The organism is Paenibacillus sp. EKM10P (assembly GCF_011800655.1).
Classification (GTDB): domain Bacteria; phylum Bacillota; class Bacilli; order Paenibacillales; family Paenibacillaceae; genus Paenibacillus; species Paenibacillus polymyxa.
The window spans coordinates 1-16,708 of the sequence record NZ_JAALET010000022.1 but is presented as its reverse complement, the minus strand read 5'-3'; the positions used below and the strand labels follow the sequence as shown (position 1 = coordinate 16,708).

At 45.2% G+C, this 16,708-nt stretch carries 18 protein-coding genes and 1 tRNA gene; 5 read left to right on the top strand and 14 right to left on the bottom strand.

What is annotated here, in order from left to right:
- Nucleotides 1–40 precede the first annotated feature (40 nt).
- Nucleotides 41–547 (top strand): GNAT family N-acetyltransferase, encoded by a 507-nt coding sequence (locus tag HFE01_RS25515; protein ID WP_016818545.1) that lies wholly within the window; start codon nt 41–43, stop codon nt 545–547.
- A gap of 78 nt (nt 548–625) precedes the next feature.
- On the opposite strand, the gene HFE01_RS25510 is transcribed toward HFE01_RS25515, so the two are convergent.
- Both HFE01_RS25510 and HFE01_RS25505 read right to left on the bottom strand, forming a co-directional pair.
- The gene (locus HFE01_RS25510) at nt 626–925 is read right to left on the bottom strand and encodes a 4a-hydroxytetrahydrobiopterin dehydratase (RefSeq protein ID WP_007428083.1); all 300 of its coding nucleotides are present in this window, start codon (nt 923–925) and stop codon (nt 626–628) included.
- 117 nt (nt 926–1,042) lie between these two features.
- Complete coding sequence (locus HFE01_RS25505) at nt 1,043–1,336, bottom strand: hypothetical protein (RefSeq protein ID WP_028542600.1); 294 nt, start codon at nt 1,334–1,336, stop codon at nt 1,043–1,045.
- Nucleotides 1,337–1,523: 187 nt separating this feature from the next.
- Between HFE01_RS25505 and motA the strand changes: the two genes are divergently transcribed.
- Together motA and motB are read left to right on the top strand one after the other, a co-directional pair.
- The gene (gene motA, locus HFE01_RS25500; RefSeq protein ID WP_013368736.1) at nt 1,524–2,318 is read left to right on the top strand and encodes a flagellar motor stator protein MotA; all 795 of its coding nucleotides are present in this window, start codon (nt 1,524–1,526) and stop codon (nt 2,316–2,318) included.
- Nucleotides 2,311–3,138 carry a flagellar motor protein MotB gene (motB, locus tag HFE01_RS25495; protein WP_016818543.1) on the top strand — a complete coding sequence of 276 codons (828 nt, stop codon included), beginning with the start codon at nt 2,311–2,313 and terminating at the stop codon, nt 3,136–3,138. The genes motA and motB overlap by 8 nt, the downstream gene beginning before the upstream one ends.
- Before the next feature lie 136 nt (nt 3,139–3,274).
- On the opposite strand, the gene rluF is transcribed toward motB, so the two are convergent.
- Both rluF and HFE01_RS25485 read right to left on the bottom strand, forming a co-directional pair.
- Nucleotides 3,275–3,976: a 23S rRNA pseudouridine(2604) synthase RluF gene (gene rluF, locus HFE01_RS25490; RefSeq protein WP_167438754.1), complete on the bottom strand. Its 702-nt coding sequence runs from the start codon at nt 3,974–3,976 to the stop codon at nt 3,275–3,277.
- A 50-nt stretch (nt 3,977–4,026) separates the two neighbouring features.
- Entirely contained in the window at nt 4,027–6,303 is a 2,277-nt protein-coding gene (locus HFE01_RS25485) for a PAS domain S-box protein (RefSeq protein ID WP_019685757.1), read from the bottom strand.
- Nucleotides 6,304–6,631: 328 nt separating this feature from the next.
- On the opposite strand from HFE01_RS25485, the gene tadA reads away from it, so the two are divergent.
- A complete protein-coding gene (gene tadA, locus HFE01_RS25480) occupies nt 6,632–7,132 on the top strand; it encodes a tRNA adenosine(34) deaminase TadA (RefSeq protein WP_107735251.1) in 501 nt (166 codons plus the stop codon).
- A gap of 59 nt (nt 7,133–7,191) precedes the next feature.
- Nucleotides 7,192–7,749, top strand: coding sequence for a GNAT family N-acetyltransferase (locus HFE01_RS25475; protein ID WP_107735252.1), 558 nt, complete (start codon nt 7,192–7,194; stop codon nt 7,747–7,749).
- A gap of 123 nt (nt 7,750–7,872) precedes the next feature.
- Here the strand turns inward: HFE01_RS25475 and HFE01_RS25470 are convergent, their stop codons facing one another.
- The 10 genes from HFE01_RS25470 to guaB all read right to left on the bottom strand — a co-directional run bounded on the left by HFE01_RS25470 (nt 7,873) and on the right by guaB (nt 16,333).
- Entirely contained in the window at nt 7,873–8,949 is a 1,077-nt protein-coding gene (locus tag HFE01_RS25470) for a hypothetical protein (protein ID WP_031462570.1), read from the bottom strand.
- 197 nt (nt 8,950–9,146) lie between these two features.
- The gene (locus HFE01_RS25465; protein WP_014599349.1) at nt 9,147–9,302 is read right to left on the bottom strand and encodes a small acid-soluble spore protein P; all 156 of its coding nucleotides are present in this window, start codon (nt 9,300–9,302) and stop codon (nt 9,147–9,149) included.
- A gap of 72 nt (nt 9,303–9,374) precedes the next feature.
- Nucleotides 9,375–9,545 carry a hypothetical protein gene (locus HFE01_RS25460; RefSeq protein WP_017427220.1) on the bottom strand — a complete coding sequence of 57 codons (171 nt, stop codon included), beginning with the start codon at nt 9,543–9,545 and terminating at the stop codon, nt 9,375–9,377.
- A gap of 27 nt (nt 9,546–9,572) precedes the next feature.
- Nucleotides 9,573–9,914, bottom strand: coding sequence for a hypothetical protein (locus HFE01_RS25455; protein ID WP_017427219.1), 342 nt, complete (start codon nt 9,912–9,914; stop codon nt 9,573–9,575).
- 145 nt (nt 9,915–10,059) lie between these two features.
- Nucleotides 10,060–10,148, bottom strand: a tRNA-Ser gene (locus tag HFE01_RS25450).
- A gap of 90 nt (nt 10,149–10,238) precedes the next feature.
- Complete coding sequence (gene serS / locus HFE01_RS25445) at nt 10,239–11,522, bottom strand: serine--tRNA ligase (RefSeq protein ID WP_013368725.1); 1,284 nt, start codon at nt 11,520–11,522, stop codon at nt 10,239–10,241.
- A 36-nt stretch (nt 11,523–11,558) separates the two neighbouring features.
- Nucleotides 11,559–12,125 (bottom strand): pyridoxal 5'-phosphate synthase glutaminase subunit PdxT, encoded by a 567-nt coding sequence (pdxT, locus tag HFE01_RS25440; RefSeq protein ID WP_017427217.1) that lies wholly within the window; start codon nt 12,123–12,125, stop codon nt 11,559–11,561.
- A gap of 16 nt (nt 12,126–12,141) precedes the next feature.
- On the bottom strand, nt 12,142–13,023 hold the full coding sequence (gene pdxS / locus HFE01_RS25435; RefSeq protein WP_013368723.1) for a pyridoxal 5'-phosphate synthase lyase subunit PdxS: 882 nt from the start codon (nt 13,021–13,023) through the stop codon (nt 12,142–12,144).
- A 132-nt stretch (nt 13,024–13,155) separates the two neighbouring features.
- On the bottom strand, nt 13,156–14,544 hold the full coding sequence (locus HFE01_RS25430) for a D-alanyl-D-alanine carboxypeptidase family protein (RefSeq protein ID WP_025363665.1): 1,389 nt from the start codon (nt 14,542–14,544) through the stop codon (nt 13,156–13,158).
- Between the two features lie 331 nt (nt 14,545–14,875).
- Nucleotides 14,876–16,333 carry an IMP dehydrogenase gene (gene guaB / locus HFE01_RS25425; protein ID WP_017427215.1) on the bottom strand — a complete coding sequence of 486 codons (1,458 nt, stop codon included), beginning with the start codon at nt 16,331–16,333 and terminating at the stop codon, nt 14,876–14,878.
- Between the last annotated feature and the right edge of the window lie 375 nt (nt 16,334–16,708).

Sequence of the window (16,708 nt, the reverse complement as noted above, 5' to 3'; positions counted from 1 at the left end):
GGTTAATGATTGAAGTACCTGCATAAGGAGGAATGGAAAAGTGCCGGCCTCAATATCCAACTACCGGATCGTACCGATGGACGAGCATCAAGCGGCTGAAATCTGTGAGTGGCGCTATGATCCCCCCTACAACATATACGGCTGGCTTCCCTGGGAACAAATGAAGGCACTTGAAGTCGAATTTGGAAGTCCCACGCTTCGCCAAGAGCAATATGTTGCGGTCCTGGACGAAGAGAATGAGCTGACGGGATTTGCTCAATATTTCCCTATGGTCGGTGTGACCCGGCTGGGTCTTGGAATGCATCCCGAAAGATGCGGACATGGCACAGGCTCCGATTTTGTCCGGGCCATTGCCGAGGAAGCCAGACGGCGGCATCCGCAGAATGAAATTGACCTAGAGGTTCTCACTTGGAATCAGCGGGCTATCCGAGCCTACAAGGCAGCTGGATTTGAGCTGACGGATACCTATGAACGCCAGACTCCAGATGGCAGAAAACCGTTCCATTGTATGGTATATCGTCCTGAACAACAGAATCGGGTTCTATAAATAAGAGCGCCTTCACTATACAACCGCGATGTTGTATAGCGAAGGCGCTCTTCATATATACGACAGATCATTACAAACTCAATGACTGCTGCGCATTTTTTCGAAAGCTTCATTATATTGTTGGGCTTCCTTAATATCTACGGCCATAATACCGCCATCGTCCCAGGAGGTCAAACGCAGAGTCACGGTCTTGTAATCAATCGTAATAAATGGATGGTGATTAAATGCCTCAGATATAGCGGCAACTTCATCCACGAAGGCAATTCCTTTCATAAAACTGGAAAAATTATATTTCCGAACGATCCAACGTCCTTCCTCCAGTTCCCAGCCCTCCAGCTTCTCCAGATGTGCTTCAATCTCTTCTTGTGTAAAAGGCATGTTACGAACTCCTCCCCGTTTATACGGAAGCCTTTCAGCCGCTTAGATGCGGCCAAAACTACGATATATTGGTGTACATATTACCACGGCCCCGTTGATAAATCCATAAGACGGCCATCAAATCAATGGGACCGACGTCAGCTCCTCATCCCCGATGAGTACATAGATCCGGTGCTGCTCCGGCTCATAAATCACAACACCGCTGCCTACAGTGATTATAGGTTCTGTGCCCAGTGCATAAAATAAGTCTTCTGCCAAAGCCTCATTGACTTCCTGGCGCCCCGCTGGGTCCAGCCTGTCCCAATCTTCTGCTTCCATTTCAAAAAATTCATAGCTATCTGGAATGCGTCCCACAGCCTCTGTCAAATCGTTCAAAATTTGTTCATACTCGCGCCCATGCTTTACTCCCATGCTATTTCCTCCAGTGGTTCAGCGATTCAATACATAATCACTTTATTATACCGGAAATTCGCCCTTAACAAAAAAGAGAGTTTTGTCGATAAATACTATAATCCGTCTCATAATGACGCGCTTGGGGCAAGGACGACCCATGCGGCATGAAAGGATTCAAAATCTATTCTCATGGATGAGGTGTATCATGCAAATTACAACCATTATTGGACTTGTGCTCGGGCTTTTGTCACTGGTCGTCGGGATGATCCTGAAGGGCGCGCCAGTCGTCAATCTGGTCAATAATCCCGCTGCTTACATGATTATTTTCGTCGGAACAGCAGCAAGTATATTCATGGCGTTTCCGATGGATGACATGAAACGGGTGCCAAAGCTGTTTAAAATTATTTTCACCCAGCAGAAATTGCTGGATCGCAAGGAGCTTATCGGTACATTTACTGAATGGGCATCCATTACCCGTCGTGAAGGTCTGCTCGCGCTGGAATCCAAGGTCGAAGAGATCGACGATCCCTTTATGCGCGGCGGTATGCGTATGATTATCGATGGTAATGATCAGGAGTTCGTACGCGATGTTCTGATGGAAGACATTAACGCTACCGAAGATAGACACCGCGCAGGCGCACTAATTTTCTCCCAAGCCGGTATGTATGCTCCAACACTCGGGGTACTCGGTGCGGTTGTAGGTCTGATTGCCGCTCTAGCCGACCTTAGTGACATGGAAAAACTGTCCCATGCCATTGCGGCCGCCTTTATTGCAACGTTGCTCGGTATTTTTACAGGTTATGTCCTATGGCATCCAATGTCCAACAAGCTGAAACGGCTATCCAAAAAAGAAGTGGAACTTAAGTTAATGATGGTCGAAGGTCTGCTTTCGATTCAATCCGGTATCTCGACGATTGCCATCAGCCAAAAGCTAGCAATCTTCCTAACTCCAACCGAACGGGCTTCGATGACCCAGAAGGATGGCGATTCCAGTGAGTAAAAAGAGACATGAACCGCATGAAGAGCATGCTGACGAAAGCTGGCTGTTGCCATATTCCGACTTAATGACCCTTCTGTTGGCTCTTTTCATTGTCTTATTCGGTATGAGCTCGCTCGATGCCAAAAAATTTGAAACTATGGCTCAATCCTTGAGTTCAGCTTTTAGTGGCGGTACTGGCGTGCTGGATCACTCGGCCGCGAATCCGTCGTCACAATCCATGGATATGGGCAAAAATAAAGAAGAGGTATCGCAACCTTTAAAATCAAAAGCCACTTCTACCTCTGATCTGCAGAAGCAACTCGCCCAGCGGGAAGAAGAAGATTTAAAGAAGCTTAAAAAACAAATGGATCAGTATATTCAAAATAACGGCCTGTCCACTCTACTGAACACCAAGCTGAACCAATCTCAGCTGATGATCACCATTAGTGATAATGCCCTGTTTTCATCCGGGCAGGCCGAAGTAAAGCCGGAAGCGAGAAAGCTAGCCAAATCCATTTCCAGCATGCTCCAGCAGTTTCCTGGTTATGATGTTATCGTATCCGGTCATACCGACAATGTACCTATTTCCAATAGTCAGTTCCCGTCCAACTTTGATTTGAGTGCCAAGCGCTCGCTCAATTTCTTGCGTATTTTGCTGCTCAATCCGCAGCTCGATCCTACCAAGTTTGTATCCATCGGATATGGCGAGTATCGACCATTGGCAAGCAATCAGACTGGAGAAGGACGCGCCAAAAACCGTCGTGTCGAAATTTCCGTTCTTCGCAAATATCAGAACGGTACACAAGTTATTAGTCCTACCTCAAGCTCGAATGAAGGTTGATCATGAATATGTTATATGAACAAAGGCACCGCCGCATTTCTTATGCAGCTGGTGCCTTTTGATTTAGTGATTCCTGTTGTCTAGCCCTGCCATATAGGAGAACCCAGCGCTGAAGGCTATAAGAAGGCCTCTGGCCTTAGCTAAGCGTATAATCAAGCATCTGGCCCAGTTCCAGCTTTTCAGCCTCTGTTAAATCGCGCCAGGCGCCTTTCTGAAGGGACCCCAATCGAATATTCATGATTCGCAGGCGCTGCAGTTTTTTAACTTCATAACCGAAGGCAGCACACATACGTCGGATCTGACGATTTTTCCCTTCTGTCAGAATAATACGGAATACATACTCAGATACACGTGTTATCTCACAGGGCAGCGTCCGATGACCGAGTATCTTCACACCGCTGGACATCCCCTGCAAAAAGGATGGTGTGACCGGACGATCCACTGTTACCATATATTCTTTCTCATGCTTGCCTTCTGCCCGTAAAATCTTATTCACAATGTCCCCATCATTGGTCAATAAAATGAGACCTTCCGAATCCTTATCCAAGCGTCCAATTGGAAATATCCGTTGCGAGTGCCCCACAAAATCGACAATATTGCCTCTAATGTGACTCTCTGTCGTGCTAGTAATGCCGACTGGCTTGTTCAATGCAATATAGACGTGATCGGACTTATCGCGCAGTGGCTTGCCGTTCACACGAACATCATCGCCTTCTTCCGCTTGACTGCCCAGCACGGCCACTTCGCCGTTAATCGTCACGCGGCCGCTCTCTACCAGCTTGTCCGCCTCCCGGCGCGAGCAAAAGCCAGTTTCGCTGATAAATTTGTTAATGCGCAACCTGTATACCCTCCATTTCTACGAACACACTTCCTCCTGCCCCCAGCCCGTTACTCGGGCTTGGCAATCGGAAGCTGCACGAGGGCGGTTGTTCCCTCTCCCTCTATGCTTTCAATATCCAGTGTGCCTTTATGGCTCTGTATAATACGCTGGCTGACCATAAGCCCTAGTCCTGTACCTGTTTCTTTATTTGTGAAAAAAGGTTCTCCCAGCTTGGATAGCATTTCTGCGGGAATACCCGTTCCCTGGTCCCGTATGAAGATTTTAACGCTTTCTCCCTCTAAGAACAAATGAATTGTGATGATGCCGCCTTTACTCATAGCCTCCATGCTATTTTTAAGTAAATTAATGAATACCTGTTTTAACTGATTTTCTTCAGCATATACCAAGGCAGGCTCGTCCGTAACCTGAAGGTTGAATACAATACCCAACAGATGCGCCTGGCTATCTAGCAAAGAAATAACATCACTCACAATATAACGAACATCTTTTTTCTGAAAATGTACTGCCTGTGGCTTTGCCAATATTAAAAACTCGCTAACGATCAAATTGATGCGATCCAGCTCAGACATCATAATATCGTTGTGTTTCATATTCAACACTTGATTTTGCTGCTGTAGTTGTAGGAAGCCACGTAGCGTGGTTAATGGATTACGAATCTCATGCGCTACGCCTGCCGCCAGTTGTCCTACGGTTGTCAGCTTCTCTGATCTACGTAGCAGTTCCTCCATCCGGTTACGCCCTGTGATATCACGCGAGACACAGATAAAGCCTAAGATTTCGCCTTGTTCATCCAGAATAGGTGAAGTACTCATACTAATCTCTACTGTACTTCCATCCTTACGCATTCGTAGGGTCTCGCTTGATACGATGCTTTCTCCCTGAAGCAGGCTCTCCTTCTGAAATTCATACTCCTCCTGTTGCTGCGGAGGCACAAACTCCAGCTTACGGCCAACCAATTCTTTCTTGGTCCACCCGTACAAAGCTTCGAAGGCATGGTTGACCCGAACAACACGATCCTCCTGATCGGTTACATGAATTGCATCTGCCGTCTGATTAATAACCGATTCTAGATGCTCCTTTACAGAACGGTTTTCTTCATACATTTGTTCAAGTCTTCTCGTATACATCCCCAGGTTGTAGGCCATCGCATTGATGCGCTCACCCAGCTGTGCAAGCTCATGGCCGCCCTTAATTTCTAGCCGTGTATCAAAATGGCCGTCAGCCATCTCATTCACTTTTCCCAATATCGACTGAATCGGACGGACAAATAGGCTGGCGAGCACATAGCTTCCAATGATCACAACCTCCAATAGAACAATGGAAATAGCAACTAAACTGATTAATTGCTTGGATATAACAGAAGCGATTGTATCATAATTCATGACAATACGAATGACATAGGAATCACGGTTTGTCGGATAAAAAGGTATGTAGCTGACAAGCACCCGTTCGCCTTTAATATAACAATCTTGTACGATACTCTCTCCCGAAAGGATCGCCCTGGACACGGCCAAACGATCCTCAGGCACTCTTGTTAGTTGATACGTGCCGAATTGGATCGGTTCGTTGTACATGTAGTAGTGCTTTCGATCGTTACCGTTCTTGTCCATCGTAGCGCCACCAAAGGTTGCAGGGTTGATTCCTGTTATCTCCAAAATGCGATAATCCACTTGCTGAGTCTGCTTCACAATCTCAGCTGGGCTCAGGATAGGTATAAAATCCTGGACTGAAGTATCCTGGAAGGATATTCGAATTAAGTAGTTACGTTTTTGGTCATAATAAAATCCCCATTTATTAATATGTGAGGAACCTGAATCTGTGTAATCAAAAGAACTGGTCCAAAAATGATCTAGGTTCTGACCATGCGCCATGGCCACCTGTCCATGTTTATATAATTGGTCAACTGCATTTTTCCAATACCCCATTAATGGATCGGATGACGTTAGCTCTTTAGGATTCGAAGATTTGACAACCTTATATCCCTGTCCATCTCGGATCATCAACGAGATATTAATATCCCTGTGGAGTGTAGCTATCTGTTGTAGCTGTTCCTGCTGGATATTACGAATATCGGGATCGAGCTGATTGGCAGCCAACGTAGCAGAAAGCCACAGATTATATCCGAGCTGCTTGTCAACGGCCTCCCAGCTATGTCGGGTTTGTTCGATAGCTCCTCCGATGATTTTAGCCGTCAGAACCATTTTGGTTTCACTGTCACTTCTTAGATTTTCGTGGGTCGTGTAGTAATTGAGTGCGATGTTTAACAATAGGATAAACAGGACCGACCCCGACAAAATGATCGTTATTCTGATTTTTATCGACACACTGATTTCTCACCTCTTGCCGTATGCTGGCGATTACTGGCAATTGCTAACTCAATGATACCGTAATAGTGCCTGGGATACCAGCATTTACATTTACCGGATATACATAAATACACATCCTGTGAACAATGTTGTCAATAGGCGAGCATTTACCTACAATGTATTAAGATAATCATCCACATATAGTCCACAAATACACAGATGTTATTATAAACTGTGGATAAATCTGTGGACAAGTATGGTGTTATCCACAATTTTATTCACATCATGTTAACAACGGAATACTTGTTCGTTGGATAATTCCGCGTTTGAAAGGAGCATTTTCCCAGTGACCATTATGGATCACGCCTATTGGATGAGAGAAGCCATTCAGGAAGCGTACAAGGCAGAAGCGTTGGGTGAAGTCCCCATCGGAGCTGTCATTGTAAAAGATAATGAACTCATCGGTCGCGGCTACAATTTGCGCGAGACCGACACCGACCCAACTGCACATGCAGAGATGGTTGCCATCCGGCAGGCCAGTGAGCATTTGGGCGCTTGGCGCCTGCTGGATTGCAGGCTGTATGTCACTTTGGAGCCGTGTCCGATGTGCGCTGGAGCCATTGTGCAATCACGCGTCCCCCATCTAATATACGGCACCACAGATCCCAAGGCGGGTTGTGCAGGCACGCTAATGAATTTATTGCAGGAGCCTCGGTTCAATCATTGTACAGAAGTAACCCACGGTGTACTTCAGGAGGAATGTGCCTCCATGCTAACAAACTTTTTTCGGCAGCTCCGGCAAAAAAGAGCGGCTGCCAAATTGTCTCCTCCTTCATCTCCATCCTGAGGAGGAAAAGTCCAAAGCTCTTCATCTCACTGCTAATTCCGCGTGAAAGGAGATCTCTTATGCCTATGAGCTTGTATAATACGCCTCAAGGTATCTTTTTACGTCCCCTAAGCTTGGAGGATGGCGAAGCCCTTCTCGCCCTTAGACTTCGAAATAGGGACTCTCATGCGCCCTATGAGCCACTGTATGAGGATTCATTTTTCACTTTAAAAAAACAACAGGATTACATCCGTGAGAGATTGCATCAAGCGGAAGAAGATCGAGGGTACTTGTTTGGTGTCTTTCTCTTAAAACAAGAACGGCTGATAGGTTACATCTCCATTTCCAATCTGGTGCGTGGAGTTGGACAATTCGCCGACGTCGGCTATATGATGGATCAACATGAGCAGGGTAAGGGACATATGACGGCCGCTTTAAAGTTGATCATACAGTATGCCTTCCGTGCCTTATCTCTACATCGTCTCCAAGCAGGTACCCTTCTGCATAATGATCGCTCACAACGTGTATTACAGAAGTGTGGCTTTCAACCGGAAGGTATTGCTCGCAAGCTGGTACAGATTCAGGGCGAATGGCAGGATCATCAGATGTTCGGGATTCTAGCTGAAGATGACGTGTGACGAATCTGAACAACTGCACGGAGGACAACTTAATCATGAACAAAAAAACCGCCCGGCCTATGCCGAGCGGTTTTCTTACATCACATTCGAAGAAATGATGTTTGTAATCCTGTCATCCTCTGTTTAAGGAGATACAGTTTGCATTTTTTGTTGTAGTTGTTCGATAGTGAGGACTTGGTCAGCTGTTGGAATCCCCACTTTAAATGATGCTTTTTCATTGATTTTGCTGTATTGCGAGTAGCCTGTTACAGACAACTTCACATTATCTTTCGTAGAAGGATCATTCACTTCCACGTTCGCATTCAGATCTTGATACACAGGAACGTTATCCTTGTTCAAAGCAGTGTTAATGTCAAACTGTTTCACTGTCAAATAGTTCTTCAACTCATCCAGCTTTTTGCTAACTTCGCTGGTGTTGGATTGCAGTTCTTTTTTCGCTTCAGCCAGTTCTTCCTTCTTCACTTGAAGCATGCCAGCATATTCGTCTTTAGACATTATATCCAGGACCTTAGGAAGCGCCTTAGTGATAAATGTATTGGTCGCTTGCTTCACGTTATCGTTCGTGATTTTAAACTGAACCACTTGTTTAGCTTCAACGCCTTGCGGCAATTTAGCATCTTTAGGATCAATATCAAAGAAATACGTAGCTTGATCATACTCGCCCATGATCGCAGCAATCACTTCGTTCGCAAATTTCTGAGATTTTTCCTGATCCATGGTTGCAGGGTTAAATTCTTGTCCCGTTTGTTTAGCCAGTTCTTGTGGATCAATGAGCAGGAATTTACCTACAACATCCTGTGGAAGCGGGTAAAATGGAATATTAGGAATTTTAACGTACAATTTATCTTTAGTCATTACCATTGGAATCGTAAAGCTAGTAGAAAGATCACCCTTCAAATGAATGCCAAGCGTCATTTCAGATTGGAAAGGCTCCTTTTGGTATACGCCATCCAGTGTAATATCAGCATTTTTCAGCATGCTAGTTACCATTGCACTTTGCTCAGCTGGCACAGAAGCGGAGGTAATTGTCAGTTCCTTAACGGTAAATTGACTTTTGGATTCATAGGAATTCAACTTCATCGCATTTGCTGTACCAGTCGTAACAGCTTCCTTCGGTTCTAACTTCTTGCTACAACCTACCAGCGCTACCGTCATTAGCAACACCATAGTGAGGACCAAGACGGATAATTTTTTACTCATTGTGTAGATTCTCTCCTCTCATAATTAACCCCTTTTTTTATGCTAACAAAAAAATACACACCCTCTATTTTAACTCATATTCATAAACGGCGAAACACTTATTGGAAAATTTTCTTGCAATAAGCACAAAGACACCCTGGCTCTCTAACCAGGGTGTACTATACTTCTTAATATTTTTAGGAGAAAAGTCTGACTGCTTATGAACCTTGTCTGTTATGGTGATCCACGTGATTGCGCTGTTTCACCTTCTTGGAACCGGATAACGGCTCTTGTTGATGACTACGCTCACGCTTTTCGTTACTTCCACCAGAATCCTGAGCCTCGGGAACAGGAACAGCTCTAGGTTTGCCCATTTACGCATCCTCCATTCTCAGTCTAAATTATTGGCACATCAACGAATCCGTTTATTACCATTTAAAATAGGACTATAGATGGTTCAGATCTTCCGTTTTATCGTGATTCAGTGAATCCTGATGACGACGATCATTACGATCCTGCTGCACTTGCTGTGCCTGATGACTATTGACTGGACGTTGTTCCAAATCATCGACAATGTTGGACAGGTTTTTATCCAATCCGTTTTTGGCCTTGGTCATGTAACCTTCCTCCTCATTCCTTCATGACTACGAGTGCGTTAATGACTGTAATGTTTGGGCGCATTGGTGAATGTGCCGCGTATAATCGGACACCAGCTGTTGAATGATATCTGTTCGTTCATCCACAGACCGTCCGTCACGCTCTACATCGACTAAGCTAACCTGTACCTCCCGAGAATCTACATACGTACATGCAAAGTTAAAGGAGTACATTTGTCGGCCTTCTACCTCGATATGGATTCGTATAGCCCGGTTATCAGCTTCATCTGCCTGTACCTGTGATTTATCCCCTGAATTCAAAAGAATCGGCAGTTGTTCCTGCCAGGCCTCTACCAGCTTTTGCTGATCTACTGTCATTTCTCGATTCATGCCAGCACCTCCACATCTGATAACGTGTGAAAAAAACAGGTTTTTTATACAACAAAAAAGCCATTCTTCACGATTCCTGATCATTAGCATATAGAGCCTAATGTACCAGCTATCAGATTCGAATGGCTTGGTTTTATTTAGAATATGGCGGAGAGGATGGGATTCGAACCCATGTGAGCTTGCACTCTAACGGTTTTCAAGACCGCCCCGTTATGACCGCTTCGGTACCTCTCCAGGTGGTAAATGGATAAAGCTGCTTCCCTCTATTAAACAACTCAGGCGCAACAAAATTATTTTACCACAGAATTTTTAAGAATGCAAGGCTTACTGTTTAGGAGTTATAACCTCAATGCCTCGCATGTATGAACGTAGCACTTCGGGAATCACAATGCTTCCGTCCTCTTGCTGATAGTTCTCCAAAATAGCAGCTACAGTCCGTCCTACAGCCAATCCTGAACCGTTCAGTGTATGTACAAATTCAGGCTTTGCCTTCGCATCTGGACGAAACCGGATGTTTGCACGACGCGCTTGGAAGTCTTCAGTGTTGGAACAGGAAGAAATCTCACGGTACATGCCGCTCTCCGGCAACCATACTTCCAGATCGTACGTTTTGGCAGACGTAAAACCCATATCTCCTGTGCAAAGTGCCAGCACCCGATATGGAAGTCCGAGCAGCTGCAAAACACGCTCAGCGTTATTCGTCATTTTCTCTAATTCTTCATAAGAGGTATCTGGGTGAACCAGCTTGAGCATTTCCACCTTATTGAATTGATGCTGACGAATCAAGCCACGTGTATCACGCCCTGCTGATCCTGCCTCTGAGCGAAAGCAAGAGCTGTATGCCACATAATATTTAGGAAGCTGATCTGCATTCATAATCTCTTCACGGTGGTAGTTCGTTACCGGAACTTCGGCCGTAGGAATAAGATAATACTCGGTATCACGCAGTTTAAACAGATCCTCTTCAAACTTCGGAAGCTGACCCGTTCCGTACAGACTGTCCCGATTTACAATGTATGGAGGTAGCATTTCTTCATAACCATGCTCACTGCTGTGCAGATCCATCATAAAGTTAATTAGCGCACGTTCCAATCGCGCTCCCAGTCCCTTATAGAACGTAAAACGAGAACCCGTCACCTTAGCTGCAGCCTCAAAATCGAGAATATCTAGATCCTGAGCCAACTCCCAATGCGCTTTGGGTGTAAAAGAAAACTCGCGCGGCTCCGACCAGCGGCGAATTTCCACATTATCCTCTTCCGAAGCGCCTACAGGCACAGTCTCATTAGGAATATTAGGAATCGACATCACCAATTCGTCGATCTGAACCTCCAGTTCACGCACTTGCTCATCCAATTCTTTAATACGATCGGAGACCTGGCGCATTTCAGCAATAAGATCATCCGCATTTTCCTTATTCTTCTTCAACTTGGCTACTTCACCAGATACGACATTCCGACGATTTTTGAGTCCTTCACTTTCCTGAAGCAACTCACGACGGCTTACATCCAGATCCGTAAAACCATTAATCAGATCCAGAGATTTACCTCTGTTCTGTAAAGCTTTCTCAACCCGACCAAGCTCATTACGCAAAATCTTTATATCTAACACAGGTGATCCCTCCTACACTACAAACCTGACTTTCCGCTATCCGCGGACCATATCCACAAAATACTGATGTAACCGGTAATCGTCTGTTAATTCCGGATGGAAGGATGAAGCCAGCAGATGACCCTGACGGGCTGCTACAATCTCGCCGTTATACTCAGACAGCACATCTACTCCCATTCCGACAGATTGTATTAAAGGCGCGCGTATAAACACCGCACGAACCGGCTCCTCAATCCCTTTAATGTTCAAGTCAGTTTCAAAGCTTTCTCGTTGGCGACCAAAGGCATTACGCGATACTGTAATATCCATGAGTCCCAAATGTGCTTCTTCCTGTCCTTGAATCGTTTTGGCCAGTACAATCAATCCCGCGCAAGTGCCAAATACAGGCTTCCCTTGATTGGAAAATTGGCGTATAGCCTCTATAAAATCATACTTGCGCATTAGCTTACCGATAGTGGTGCTTTCACCACCAGGAATGATAAGACCGGACAGCTCATCGAGCTGTTCGATCTTCTTCACTGCTATACCTTCAGCACCCGCACGTTCAACACTTCGTATATGCTCAGCTACAGCGCCTTGCAGCGACAATACACCTATTTTCATGCCGGTCCCTTCTTTCTTACCAACCACGATCTTGCATGCGCTCATGCGATGCCAGTTTGGAAATTTCAATGCCTTTCATAGGAGTCCCCAAATTCTTGGACACTTCTGCAATCAGCTTGTAATCCGTATAATGAGTGGTCGCTTCCACAATGGCCCGCGCAAATTTCTCAGGACTATCCGACTTGAAGATACCAGAACCTACAAATACACCATCAGCGCCTAAATGCATCATCAACGCAGCATCTGCAGGTGTTGCTACACCGCCCGCTGCGAAGTTAACCACTGGAAGCTTACCAAGCTCATGCACTTCCAACAGCAGCTCATAAGCAACTCCGAGGTTTTTCGCTTCTGCATACAGCTCGTCCTTCGACAGGTTTTGCACCTTGCGAATTTGACCATTGATAAAACGCATGTGACGAACAGCCTCAACAATATTCCCAGTTCCCGGTTCACCCTTTGTACGGATCATAGATGCGCCTTCACCGATACGACGCAATGCTTCCCCTAGATCCTTGGCTCCACAAACAAATGGAACGGTGAACTCCCGCTTATCGATATGGAATACCTCATCCGCAGGTGTCAATACTTCGCTCTCATCGAGGTAGTCAACACCTAGAGATTCCAGTACCTTTGCCTCAACAAAGTGACCAATACGAGCCTTAGCCATAACAGGAATAGAAACAACCTTCATTACCTCTTCCACAATCGTAGGGTCAGCCATGCGAGCAACCCCACCCGCTGCACGGATATCCGAAGGCACTCGTTCAAGAGCCATTACGGCTGTAGCGCCTGCTGCCTCAGCAATTTTAGCCTGTTCAGCGTTCATGACATCCATGATTACGCCGCCTTTTTGCATCTCTGCCATACCTCTTTTTACACGCGAAGTTCCCGTTTCCATGTCGTTGCCTCCTGTAAGGGTTACGTTTAGATTTCTAACTTAAGATTTTACCGTACGAACGCCAAATACACAATCATTTCAAGTTGCAAAATAAGTAATGCAGAACAGGTTAGACCGGTTAGCGTTTCATCTTTAGAAGAGATTTTTAATTCCCTGGAACAAATCGCCGAAGAAATCACCAATTGCCCGGAATAGCATTCGGAACCAACCGCCCTCTTCTACTGCTGTAGTTGTAACCAAATCAACAGTTTTCGTCTGGCCTTTATCCACGCCATCCGTTTTGTATGTGTACGTAATCGTTCCGACTTTTGCCCCTTGCTTCAAAGGTGCCACGAGAGAGCTTGCTGGTGTTATATTCGTTGTAAAGGTTACCTTAGGATTGCTCGCACCCTTAGGCACGATAAAACTTACTGCATCTTTTGTGACGATCGGCACTTCTGTTTCTGTACCTTTGGTCACAGGCACATTCTCAACGCCCTTAACCACTGTCTTTGGAGCCACAACCTGCTTCACTTCAAAGTTATCAAAGCCATAATTCAGCACTTTAGCCGTCTCTGTAAAACGGTGAGGCTCTGAATCTGCTCCCATAACTACACTGATGAGACGCATTCCATTACGTTCAGCCGTACCTGTAAAACAGTTTCCAGCATTGCTCGTATGGCCCGTTTTCATTCCGTCCAAGCCAGGATAAGCAAATTTTCTAAAGTTAGTAATATTTTTGTTCGCTTCTAGCATCCAGTTATAGTTAATAATCGGTGCTTTGTCGGTTGGACGGAATTTGTACGATTGAATTGTTGTAAACCGTGTATAATCCGGATGATCCTTAATGATGTAACTGGCCAGAGTAGCTGCGTCTCTCGCTGTCATTACAGTTTCCCGGTCTGTGTCCGGCTGAAACCCTGTAGGCATATCCTTACGGTCCAAACCAGTCGAGTTGATAAAATACGTATTTTTCATACCCATTTTCTGAGCTGTTTCATTCATTAGTTTTACAAAATCCTGCTCGGTTCCAGATACGCGTTCAGCAAGAGCTACTGTTGCATCATTGGCAGAACCTACTGCCATGGCAATATAAAGCTCTTCTACCGTATGTTGATCCCCTTGAGCCAAAAAAATACGTGATCCGATACTCTTAGAAGCATTCTCGTTAACCGTAACCTTATCCGTCCACTTAAGTTTTCCTTGCTTAACCTGCTCCGCTACGAGGTACTCTGTCATCATTTTGGTCATACTGGCTGGCGGGAGCGGCTCATCTGGATTCATAGAAAGCAAGACCTGTCCTGTGGAAGGCTCGACCAAAATGGCGGAACGAAGTGCCAGACTAGGGGGGTTAATAGAACCTGTCCCCGTGATATTCGTTGCCTCTGTTGCCGCTCCAGCAGCAAAAGTAGCCACGCTTGAATCGAAATTGCCTACAACAGGTAAGGCCGACATATACATCATATTAAGCACCATGACTGCAGTCACACTCTTTTTAATCATGCTGCGTTTATTATTTTTCTTAAAATTGTTCGCTTTCAAATGAATACAAACTCCTCTCGTACCTCAACCCGAACCGCTATGCTATGTATAACGAGACGGTGGTTACAGCCTTTACTTGGCCAAAGAATTAATGTTTTAGTATTATACAGTTTAGTGTCATTTCGTTTCCTAAGATATAGCTTGTCATGAGCATTCTGTGCCCGAATCTTCTTAACTGGTAGGAATCGTCCAAAATACCTAAGCGTCCTAATTCATCAATAACCTCATGAGAAGGCGGACACTTGTCTATTCTATCACAGGGGTATCTCTAAAAAAAGACAGGCAGAGCGAAATGCGCTCTGCCTGTCGTCAAGTCTATTACAGCCGAACTTTATAGAGAGTAGTTTGGTGCTTCTTTCGTAATCTGCACATCATGCGGATGGCTTTCGCGCAGACCTGCACCTGTAATACGGATAAAGCTTGTATCGTTTCGAAGCTCCTCAATATTAGCAGTACCACAATATCCCATACCGGAGCGAAGACCGCCCAACAGCTGGTGAACAGTGTCGGAAAGTGGCCCTTTATAAGCAACGCGTCCTTCAATACCTTCTGGTACCAATTTCTTGTCGTCATCTTGGAAATAACGATCTTTACTACCTTGCTTCATCGCAGCCATAGAGCCCATACCACGATATACTTTGAAGCGACGTCCTTGATAAATTTCCGACTCGCCTGGGCTTTCTTCCGTACCTGCAAAAAGACTTCCCAGCATTACTGCAGAGGCCCCTGCCGCAATGGCCTTTGTAATTTCACCAGAGTACTTAATACCGCCATCTGCAATAATCGGAATATTATATTCACGTGCTACTGTTGCACAATCATAAATAGCTGTTATTTGTGGAACACCAATCCCTGCAATTACGCGTGTTGTACAGATAGAGCCTGGACCAATACCGACCTTAACGACCGATGCTCCTGCTTCAATCAATTCGCGCGTTCCGTCACCTGTAGCTACATTACCTGCTACAATCGTCAGATCAGGATATGTTTTACGCAACTCGCGGACTGCTTCAATAATGTTAATATGATGGCCATGAGCGGAATCCACAACAATCAAATCCACACCAGCTTTTACAAGTGCTTCAGTCCGTTCAAACGTATCCTTGGAAATGCCGACAGCCGCACCGACCAGAAGACGCCCTTGTGCATCCTTCGCTGCGTTCGGAAATTGAATAGCTTTCTCAATATCTTTGATGGTGATCAAACCTTTGAGGTAGTTCCCTTCATCGACCAGTGGAAGCTTTTCAATTTTATGCTTTTGCAAAATGACTTCCGCTTCCTGTAAAGTCGTGCCTACTGGTGCAGTTACCAGTTCTTCCTTCGTCATGACTTCACTAATTTTAAGATCAAAGTCGTGAATAAAGCGAAGATCACGGTTAGTAATAATACCCACCAGTTTGTTCTCTTCGTTTACAACAGGCACGCCGGAAATACGATATTTACCCATCACTGCCTCAGCATCGGACACCAAATGATCTGGAGTCAATGAGAATGGATTGGTGATAACACCGCTCTCTGAGCGCTTAACCCGATCTACCTCTACCGCTTGCTGCTCAATCGACATATTTTTATGAATAACACCAATACCGCCCTCACGAGCCATCGCAATTGCTAGCACTGCCTCAGTAACAGTATCCATACCAGCACTCATTAAAGGAATGTTCAGCTTCACGTTATCACTCAAACGAGTTGCTACGCTTACTTCTTTGGGCAGTACCACCGACTTACGAGGTACCAACAAAACATCGTCAAAGGTAAGGCCTTCCTTACCGAATTTATCTTCCCACACCAAGATGATCCTCCTTCAAAATGTTTAGTCTGTATTGGTCTTGTTGTCTGTCCGACATGGACAAATCAAGGCTCTCTGAAAATATATTATTGCAATCTTAGCAAAGCGGTATAGGGGTGTCAAGCCTTCATCAACAGCCCTAACCCGTAGTATTTCCCTGTACAAACAACTGTACTCCTACGAAGGACAACTATATAAACAAACGGCTTTAAAGGTACCAAAGGAGTAAGAATATAAATAAATTCACTTATATACAAAAAAGGATCATGATCTCAAAAAGATCATGATCCTTTTTACTTTTTGCTTGGCAACGTCCTACTCTCCCAGGACCCTGCGGTCCAAGTACCATCGGCGCTGGAGGGCTTAACGGTCGTG

What these genes read in the sequence shown, in the direction of transcription:
- HFE01_RS25510 (WP_007428083.1), bottom strand. Translation starts at nt 925, where the DNA reads ATGCCTTTTACACAAGAAGAGATTGAAGCACATCTGGAGAAGCTGGAG.
- HFE01_RS25505 (WP_028542600.1), bottom strand. Translation starts at nt 1,336, where the DNA reads ATGGGAGTAAAGCATGGGCGCGAGTATGAACAAATTTTGAACGATTTG.
- motA (WP_013368736.1), top strand. Translation starts at nt 1,524, where the DNA reads ATGCAAATTACAACCATTATTGGACTTGTGCTCGGGCTTTTGTCACTG.
- HFE01_RS25475 (WP_107735252.1), top strand. Translation starts at nt 7,192, where the DNA reads ATGCCTATGAGCTTGTATAATACGCCTCAAGGTATCTTTTTACGTCCC.
- HFE01_RS25470 (WP_031462570.1), bottom strand. Translation starts at nt 8,949, where the DNA reads ATGAGTAAAAAATTATCCGTCTTGGTCCTCACTATGGTGTTGCTAATG.
- HFE01_RS25465 (WP_014599349.1), bottom strand. Translation starts at nt 9,302, where the DNA reads ATGGGCAAACCTAGAGCTGTTCCTGTTCCCGAGGCTCAGGATTCTGGT.
- HFE01_RS25460 (WP_017427220.1), bottom strand. Translation starts at nt 9,545, where the DNA reads ATGACCAAGGCCAAAAACGGATTGGATAAAAACCTGTCCAACATTGTC.
- HFE01_RS25455 (WP_017427219.1), bottom strand. Translation starts at nt 9,914, where the DNA reads ATGAATCGAGAAATGACAGTAGATCAGCAAAAGCTGGTAGAGGCCTGG.
- pdxT (WP_017427217.1), bottom strand. Translation starts at nt 12,125, where the DNA reads ATGAAAATAGGTGTATTGTCGCTGCAAGGCGCTGTAGCTGAGCATATA.
- pdxS (WP_013368723.1), bottom strand. Translation starts at nt 13,023, where the DNA reads ATGGAAACGGGAACTTCGCGTGTAAAAAGAGGTATGGCAGAGATGCAA.